Consider the following 9,929-nt stretch of genomic DNA (forward strand, 5'->3'; position numbering starts at 1 on the left):
GAAGCTGAACACCGAGGTGGTGGTGCCATCCGGGTCAGCAATCGTGCCCCGCGTGGCCGTCAGCACCTGGCCCTGCAGCGGTGTGGTGTCGCTGATCGCCGGTGCGCCGGTCGGTACATCGTTGACCTGGGTGCCCGATACCGGTGCGGTCACCGCCGAGTAGACGGTCTCCAGCACGCCGTTGGCGTCCTTGTAGATGGCCTTCAGGCGCATCGCCAGCCCAGCCTGGGCGGCGGTGACCAGGAAGCTCGGTCCGGTGGCGCGGGCCAATTCGGCGCCGGCGTTCTCGATGATGATGTCCTCGAAGATGCCGTCACCACGCACGTCAGCCTGCCAGTAGTAGGACACCGGCCCAGTGACGGTGCCGCCGACGTTATTGGCGTCGGTCACACCTGCAATGGATGCAACTAGGCGAGTGCCCACTTCAGGCGTGGCATCGCTGATTGATGCAAGCCCCACCGGTCCGCTGTTGAGACCGACCACCAGCGCCTCGCTGATGTCGTTGAACTGCAGCCGTTCGATACCGCTCAGGCGATCCGAACCATCTCGTCCATCGACGGTATCGGTCACCGTCCAGGTGCCATCGCCGTTATTGAGCACCGTGTAGTCGGCGCGGTTGCCGGCGAACTCGGCGGTGTCGTAGTTGAACGCGCCATTGCCAGCGACCAGTTCGCGAGTGACGACCAACTGACCGGGGTTGTAGCGGCCGGTGAGCATGTCGTGCACCAGCTCGGTCATGCTGAAGGCCCGGTCGATCTCCGGCCCGGTGCCGTCGGGGTTCTGATGCACGGCGATGTAGACGGTCATGGAACGATCACCGTCGATCAGGTCATCACCACCGCGTCCCGCGATGATGTCGCTGCCGCTGCCGCCGAGGATGATGTTGCCGGCACCGAACGAAGTGACCCCTGCTCCCAGGAACTCCTGCAACCCGGCGATCAGGCCGATGTTGGTCAGGATGCTGCCGTTCACACCCGAGGTGGAGATGGCCGCTGCATCGCGATCATCGCCCTTGAGGATGTCGCTGTGAGACGAGCCCGACAGGCCTTCCATGAACTCGAAGCGGGTCAGCAGCGAGGCGGTCGACGGGGTTACCGGTGTCTCGTCGAAGGCGCGCAGGTCGAACTCGATGTTCACCCCTTGCGGATCGTCGCGGAACACCGCCCAGTCATAGCCGGAGCCGCCGACGTAGCGGTCACCCTCGCCACCATTGCCGAGCATGATGTCGTCGCCGCCTTCACCGTCCATCCGGTCGATGATGCCGCGCTCGCCGATGTACACATCGTTGCCGGGTACGTTGTCCAGGCCGAACTCGTTGAAGTTGTCACCGGCGTTGCCGTCAGGGCCGCCCAGTTCCAGCCAGTCATCACCCTCGTTGCCGAACTGCGCTTCGTTGCCACGGGTACCGAGGATGAAGTCGTTGCCGACGCCACCGAAGATTTCCGTGGCGTCCTCGCCCGAGACGATGAAGTCACTGCCGAAACCACCCAGCAACAGGTTGATGCCGTTGCCGCCGTGGATCACGTCGTTACCACCGTCGCCCTGGATGTTATCGTCGCCACCGCGGTCGGTGATGATGTCGTCGCCATCCCCTGCGCGGATCAGGTCGTTGCCGTCGCCGCCCTCAATACGGTCGTGGCCGCCATCACCCCAGATCGTGTCGTCGCCGAGGCTGGCGATCATGACGTCGTTGCCGTCAGTACCGCCCAGCACCACGTGCTCATCACCGGTGTAACGCAGGTAGTTGGTGTTCGCCTCGTTGTAGAACGGCGTGGCGGCATTGTCGGTATTGACCGGGTTGTCGCGAATCACCCAGGGCAGCAAGGCGCTGCCACCCTGCGGGTCTTCACCAGGAGCAGCGACGTCGTCGAGGCTTTCGTCGACACCCACCGTCGAAGGATCATCACCGAGAATGCCATCAGCACCCGGGTTGACCACGTCCGCGTTGAACTGCCGGGTAATGTCCACCTCCAGGATCAGGCCAGGGTCGGAGAAGATATCCCCCGGCAGGTGGATCGCGTTGGTGTTGGCCATCACCATCTTGGCGAAGGAGTTGTTTTCCAGCTCGGTGAGGAAGCTCATGCTCGCCGTGCGTTCCAGGTAGTAGAAGCGGTCGCCGTCCTGGAGTTTCTCCATCTGGTTCTCGAACACGAAGTTGAAGGTCGAGCCCAGCAGGCCACCGAAGGGCATCTGCCGCTCGGCCAAGCCACCGATCCACAGGTCGATGTCATTCACACCGGTCGTGGCGGCCGGTCCATTGAGGAAGGCCAGACGATCTGCGGTGTCGGCGGTGAAGGTGCGCTGTTCCGCCGTCCCTTCGTTGATGATCGCGTCGCCACCGAACACCAAGGCAAAGGCCACCGCCCGCTTCTCGGCCGTCGTGTTCACATCAGCTGCCAGCAGTTCGGCGTGGGTGCCATAGGCCGCGATGAAGTTGACGATGGACGTCTGGTGCTTCAGATGAGCGGCGAAGTCGACCCAACTGGTGTAGGGCCGTAGCTGGCTGTCGCCGGTGGCGTTGTAGAAGTCCTGACGCGCCGCATTGAGCGTCGGGACGCCGGTATCACGGCCACGAGCGATGTTGATGGTGGCCAGGTCCAACGGCAATCCGAGGAGGTTGTTGCGCAGCGCCTCGGTGACGAACTCGTCAATTTCATTGCCGGTCTGGCGGGTCATGCCACGGACGATGTTGCCGGCAGCCTCCTCAGCCGACAGGGCGCCGTTATTGTTGAAGGCCAGCGGATTCAGGAAGGCATCGATCAGGTCCATGCTGCCCGCGTCGGTGAAGTCCGGGTTCAGCCGGTCCACAGTCTCGGTGAGCATGGAGTGGCCGAAGCGGTAGACCACGTGGGCGAACTCGGCGACGATCGCCGGGTTGATCGCGGTGTCGTACACCTGGGTGGCGTTGAAGAACACGTCCACCTGCGGCTGCACCTTGCGGGCGAATTCCTCGAACACCAGGTGCTGGTACTGCATTTCCGTGGTGAAGCGCGCGGCCTGGAACAGGCGTTCGCCATTCCAGGTGCCGTCCGCATTCTGCCAATTGCTGATGAAGGCCGGATCGTTGCTGGCCAGCACCACAGCCTTGATCTGATCGACCATGCGGTTGTGCTCGGCGTGGAACACATGGTGCACCGAGGTCAGGCCGATGTTCTCGTTACCGCGCCCGTCGCCGGTGATGAAGTGGCGATCGAGCAGTTCGTTGTCGAATGTGCCAGCCGGCGATGGGTTGGTTGGGTCATTGATTACGGCATCCCCATCCGCCGTCATCAGCGCGCCGGTCTGGCTGTTGAAGGGGTTGGCGGAATGGGCGATGTCGTCCAGGAAGGCATGCCCGGTGAACAGGGCATTACCCGGGATGGCGATACCCAGCCCGCCGTTGGCGGTGGGATCACCTTCTACGAGCACGATATCGCCGTCCACCAAGGTGACGATCTGGGCGTACCCGTTCGGCCCCGGAAGGAACTTGCCGTATAGGTCAGTCGCCAGCAGCGGGACGTTACCGATGTTGCCATCGGTCAACTGGATGCCCAGCATCTGGGCGGCCTGGGCCTTGACCTCTGCCCAGGTTGGCAGGCCGCCGACGCCATCGAGCATGGCACCCGTGGACACCGGATCTCCTGCAGCATTGAGCTCGTACTCGCGCAGGAACACCTGGTGCGATGCATGGGACGTATAGGTCTGGTTCTGGTCCACGAACGGCGTGGTCGTGTTGAGCGGTCCGCCACCGATGATGTCGTCTGCGGTGCCCATCACGCCGTCCTGCCCCGGAGCATCGTTGCTGGTGCGGGTAAGGATCATGAAGTTGGAGGTGCCCCCCGGAACGAAGAGGGGGTCATCCGGTTGCAGTGGAACGAAGACGAAGCCGTTGCCGCCCTTGGTCACCAGGTCCAGGCCATGGTCGAAGAACTGGCCGAACAGGGTGAACCAGGAGTTGAAGCCGGCAGACAGGCCTTCGTCAGGCGCGGTGTTGGGGATGAACAGCGGCTGGCCGCCCGGGATTGGCACGCCGTTCAGGTCCAGCAACACGCCGTTGGGGTCCAGGGTACCAAGGCCGGCATCCACGTATGCCTGCACGGCTGCCGGGTTGGTGATGGTCTGGTCGACGATCAGGTTGGAGATCGTGCGCGGATCGGCGTCGGCCACATCGCCAGCGGCGCCATAGTCAGTGTTGGTGACTACGCCTCCCGGGCCGAGGTTTATGGTGTCCCCATCCTGATCATCACGGAACACTGGCGGGACCAGGTTCGGGAAGGGCTGGTCGGCCGCACCGAAGTGCTCCTGACCCGGCACCAGGTTGTTGAAGGAACCGTCCACCGTGCGCAGACCAAAGGCGCCACGGGAGTTCGGCACGATATCCAGCAGATTCTCGCCAGCGGCATGGCGCTCGGAGATAAGGATCTGATCGAGGATGAACTGCAGGTCGCTGCGGATGATATGCACGCCAGGACTGGCGACGAAGTCTTCCTGCGGCACCGCCGGCGGCGGTGCGACGACCACACTGCCGTCCACCGGAGCGGTGGCATCCGAGAAGACGGTTTCCAGCACGCCGTTCTGGTCCCTGTAGACCGCACGCACCCGCAGCGCCAGGCCATCAAGGTCGGCGGTCACGCGGAAGCTGTCGCCCTGGGCGGATTCAGGCCGCTCGCCAGCCTCGGTGACGATGTCCTGGAAGATACCGGAACCGGCAACGGTCTCAGCCTGCCAGAAGTAGGCGATGGGGCCGGTGATATCGCCGCCAGAGGCGACGTTGTCCGCGTCGCTCACCAATAGTGCCGACGCTGTCAGTACCTGGCCATTCTGCGGGTTGTTGTTATCGAGCTGTAGCTGCCCTGTGGGGCCTTCGTTGAGCCCGGGAACCAGCGCAACCGATAGGTTGTTGAACTGCAGCCGCTCAATGCCGGTCAGCCGGTCCACGCCATCCGCACCGATGACGGTGTTGCCGTCGAGGTCCACCTCCAGGTGGGTGACAGTAATCACGTCATCGCTGAAGTCCAGCGTCGTGCCGTTGTTGTCGATATCGACCTGGTAGTCCTCGAAGTTGCCCGTGAACACCGCCGTGTCGTAGTTGAAGCCGTCGGTCTGGACGACTTCACGAACGATGACCAACTGGCTCGGGTTGATCAGCCCCGAAAGCATGTCGGGAATCAGCGCGCCAATGCTGTCGACCCGACGAATCTCCGTAGTGGGGTCGTTAGGGTCGGTACGCACGCTGACAAAGGCATTCAGCGTACGGTCACCATCAATCAGGTCGTCACCGCCACGGCCTTCCAGGATGTCGCTACCGCCACCGCCAAGGATGATATTGCCGGCACCGAAGGAGGTGACACCCGCGCCAAGGAACTCTTGCAACCCGGCGATCAGGTCGATGCCGGCCTGGTTCAGCACGCTGCCCAGCGGACCGTTCTCGGCGATCTCCGCCGCGTCGGCGTTGTCGCCGCGCAGGATGTCACCGAACTGCGAACCGGACAGGCCTTCGACGAAGGCGAAGCGATCGAAGATGCCGGCGTTGGAGGCAGGCACCGGCGGCTCGAAGAAGTCGTCGACGATCATGTCGGACAGCACGCCGAAGGGGTCGAACTTGTAGCTGACCCAGTCGAAGCCGGAACCGCCGTCGAAGTGGTCGGCACCTTCTGAGCCGAAGAAGATGTCATCACCACCTTCACCGATCATCTCGTCGAAGCCACCGCCGCCGACGAAGACGTCGTTGCCGGCCACTTCATCCAGGGCAAAGGGCGAGAAGTTGTCACCGGGGGCACCGTCCTGGGTGCCGATCTCGATCCAGTCGTCACCTTCGTTACCAGCCGTCTGCAGGTTGCCCTTGGCGCCGTAGATGAAGTCGTTGCCGGTACCACCGAAGGTTTCCGAGACGTCTTCGCCGGTGATGATGAAGTCGTTGCCGGCGCCGCCGAGGATCAAGTTGAAGCCGTTGCCGCCATGGATGACGTCGTTGCCGTCGTCGCCCTTGATGTTATCGTCGCCGCCCATGTCGGTGATGATGTCGTCGCCGGCGCCGCCATTGAGGCTGTCCACGCCGTCACCGCCCTCGATACGGTCATTGCCGCCATCACCCCAGATGGTGTCGTCGCCAATGCTGGCGATGAGGATGTCGGCATTGTCCGTACCACCCAGCACCACGTGCTCGTCACCGGTGTAGTGCAGGTAGTTGGTGTCGGCTCCCGGGGTTGCCGGGTTGTCGCGGATCACCAGCGGGACGAGCACGTTGTCGCCCAGTGGGTCCTCGTTGGGAGTCGCGATATCGTCGGCGCTTTCGTCCACAAGCGGGGTGGATGGATCATCGCCAAGAATTCCATCAGCACCGGGGTTGTTGACGACACCCGCGTTGAACTGCTGGGTTTGGTCGACTTCCAGGATCAGACCAGGGGTGGAGAAGACATCCGCCGGCAGTCGATCAACGTCGGTGTTGCGCATCACCATCTTGGCGAAGGAGTTCTGCTCCATCTCGGTGAGGAAGTTGAGTCCTGCCAGGCGGCCCAGATAGTAGAAGCGGTCGCCGTTCTGCAGGGCCTCCAACTGGGTCTCGAACACGAAGTTGAAGGTGGAACCCAGCAGGCCGCCGAACGGCATCTGCTTCTCGGCCAGACCACCGATCCAGAAGTCCACCAGGTCCAGACCAGTCGTGGTCACGCCATTGGCGCCACTGGCCCAGGCCCCGGTGCTGTGCAAGAAGTCGAGACGATCTGCCGGAACATTAGTGCCAGTGCCCAGCACGATGGCCATGGCGGCGGCGCGCTTGCCATCGAGGGTCGTCGCACTGGTGATGGTCGAGTGGGTGCCGTAGGCGGCGATGAAGTTGATCAGGGACGCCTCATGCTTGAGCCCGCCCATGAAGTCCACCCAGCTGCTATAGGCCTCCAGCTGAGCGTCCCCGGTGGCCTCGAAAAACTCGCGGCGAGCAGCGTTGAAGGACGGAATACCAGCATCACGACCACGGGCAATGTTGATGGTCGCCAGGTCCAGGGGCAGACCCAGCAGGTTGTTGCGCAGGGCCTCGGTGACGAACTCGTCGATCTCATTGCCCTGCTGGCGGGTCACGCCACGGATGATGGCGCCAGCGGCCGCATCCGCGTCTGCACCACTCTCGGCAAACGCCAGGGGATTGAGGAAGGCGGCGATCAGGCCGATCTCGCTGTTGACGAAGTTCGGGTCTAGGCGGTCGATGGTTTCAGTCAGCATGGAGTGACCGAAGCGATACACCACGTGGGCGAACTCGGCGACGATCGACGGGTCGATGCTGGCGTCGAAACCCGTGGGTGCCAGGAACTCATCGATGTTCGGCTGCACCTTGCGGGCGAATTCCTCGAACACCAGGTGCTGGTACTGCATCTCGGTGCCGAACTTGGCGGCCTGGAACAGGCGCTCACCGTTCCAGACGAGGGTCGAGGTGTCGGCCGGAATGGCGCCGACTGGCGTCAACAGCCACTGGTTGAGGAAATCCACATCACCCGAATCCAGAATCACCTGCTTGGTGTGATCCACCAGGCGGTTGTGCTCGGAGTGGAACACATGGTGCACGGCGGTCAGGCCGATGTTCTCGTTGACCCGGCCATCACCCGCGATGTAGTGCGAATCCAGCAGCTCGTTGTCGTAGGTGGCAGCGTTGCCGTCATCGGTACCGGCCACTGCGTCCGCGTCAGCCCCCAGCAACGCGCCGGTCTGGCTATTGAATGGATTGGCACTGTGGGCGATGTCATCAAGGAAGGCATGGCCGGTGCGTACAGCGTTGGCCAGGCTGATGCCCTGGCTGCCATTGGCGGTCGGATCGCCTTCAACCAGGAAGGTTCCACCCACGCCATCGCTCATCACCACCTGCGGGTAGCCATTGGGCCCCTTGATGAAGTTGCCATAGGCGTCGGTGGCCAGCAGCGGAATGTTGCCGACATCGGCGTCGGTCAGGTTGATGCCAAGAACGTCGCGGGCCTGGGCCTTGACGGTTGCCCAGGTGGCCATGCCGCCCAGGTCCACGTCATCGCCATCTCCGAAGACGCCGTTGACCAGATCACGATTGGTGATCAGCTTGCCGGTCGTCACCGGGCCATTGGCCGTCGACACATATTCGCGCAGGAACACCTGGTGCGACGAGTGCGAGCTGTAGGTCTGGTTCTGGTCGACGAAGGGGGACGTGGTGTTGGTGTGCTCGTGGATATCGTCCTCGGTACCCAGGACACCATCCGGCCCCGGCTGGTTGGTGGCACGGGTCAGGACCAGGAAATTGGTCTGGCTGCCCGGCACGAACAGCGGATCGTCCTCTTGCAACGGAATGAAGATCGTTCCGCTGCCCCCCTTGGTGACCAGATCCAGGCCGTGGTCGAAGAACTGGCCGAAGAAGGTGAACCAGGAGTTGAAGGGTGCAGAAAGACCTTCATCCGGCGTGGTGTTGGGGATAAAGAAGACTTCCTGGTCATCCGGAGTCCCGAAGATTCCGTCAAGGCCGGGGCTCAGCACCGGATCGGCGCCACCGTTGGCTTCTACCGCTGCCGGGTTACTGGCGGTCTGGTCGACGATCAGGTTGCTGATGGTCCGCGGTTGCGAGTCGATCACCAGGCCACTGGTCTGGGTATAGGACGTTCCGTCCTCTGCAATGCGGAAAACCGGATCGAGCATGCGCGGGAACAACCCATCGGCCGCCCCGAACTCAGTCTGCCCCAGCACCAGATGATTGAATGATCCATCCACTGTCCTGAGTCCCCAGGGCACTTGCGAGTTGGGCAGCAATGCCGACAAATCCTCGCCGGCCGCATGGGCTTCGGAGATGAGGATCTGCTGGAGGATGAACTCGAGGTCAGATTTGATGTATGTGGCCATGGTGTTTTTCCTCAATGCGACAGCAATCAGTCAGGCCGAATCACGCCCACGCGGGTGCGATTCCACGTTTCGTCAATGGAAAGCGATCTAGCCGGGCAAATCGCAGTCGCAGCCGAACCCGCCAAGCCTTGGAAGTGGCTCAGTACCGACTGAATGGATTTGTCCCTCTCGGCGCCGCTAGAGAAGGCGGCACCGCTGCTCAGGCGTGAGGTGGTCCGTGGAATCGAACCCGGGGGGCGGCACAGGTCGATGGGCCGGTCGGCCCACTGCGCGAGACTGAATCGATGCTCATCACGGTGTTCTCCCTAGCACGCTTGTGGCGGGCTCCGCAGCGACGTCCCTCAACGTCTCTACGTGCCAAAAAACAGTCATGTTCGTACACACCCTGACTAAAGCCCCGACCACTTGCACTGTCAATAAAACGTCGACATATGTTTCCAAATGTAAAAACATGATAAATATCTGATTTAAAACATATAACCGAAAAAAATCGACAAAATTGAGCCGCTCGACATGTGGTAGCACTCTTCCAGCTGCCCTGGCACGCTCTTCTCCTTACGACTGAAAGTGGCGTTCTAGAGCGCTCTAATACCGCCGCCCCACTTATCAGAGGAATACAACCGTTGACTCAAGTGAGAAATCCGGGCAATTCGGAGGCATCTTTCTTGCAGGAAGAACGCAAATCAATGCACGCCAGTACCAAAAATCGGCATAGCTACCAGAAAGGCCGGAATAGAGCTGGGTTTTGAGTTTCTGCGGGCATGAAAAAGGGGCGAAGCCGCACGTGCTTCGCCCCTTTTTGTGCGTCAACGAACTGTCGCCAGGGTCCCTCAACCCGCGAGAATGAAGTCCGCCTGGGTCACGGTTGTGGCATCCGCCACGCCTACCAGGGTGATGCTGTTGGCACCGAGGGTGATCTGGGTATTCGCTCCCAGGTCGGCGACGGCTACGTTCGCCGCGAAGGTCGCCGCGGTGATGCCCAAGGCTGCGATATTGAGCAGGTCCTGGCCTCCGGTTGGATTGGCATCGAAGCCTTGGATCGAGTCGTTGCCGAAGCCTGCGGCGAACATGAAGGTGTCATTGCCCGCACCTCCGATCAGGAT

The 9,929-nt window shown here is 62.1% G+C and carries 1 protein-coding gene and 1 pseudogene; both read right to left on the reverse strand.

Annotated features, from left to right (window positions below; translation table 11 throughout):
- The coding region (locus FFS60_RS27955) for a peroxidase family protein (protein ID WP_137823830.1) at nt 1-8,826 on the reverse strand (8,826 nt) is incomplete at its 3' end.
- Nucleotides 8,827-9,656: 830 nt separating this feature from the next.
- Nucleotides 9,657-9,929: pseudogene (locus FFS60_RS27960) on the reverse strand (calcium-binding protein); the annotation flags it as partial.

This window comes from Pseudomonas sp. D(2018) (assembly GCF_005502555.1).
Lineage (GTDB): Bacteria > Pseudomonadota > Gammaproteobacteria > Pseudomonadales > Pseudomonadaceae > Metapseudomonas > Metapseudomonas resinovorans.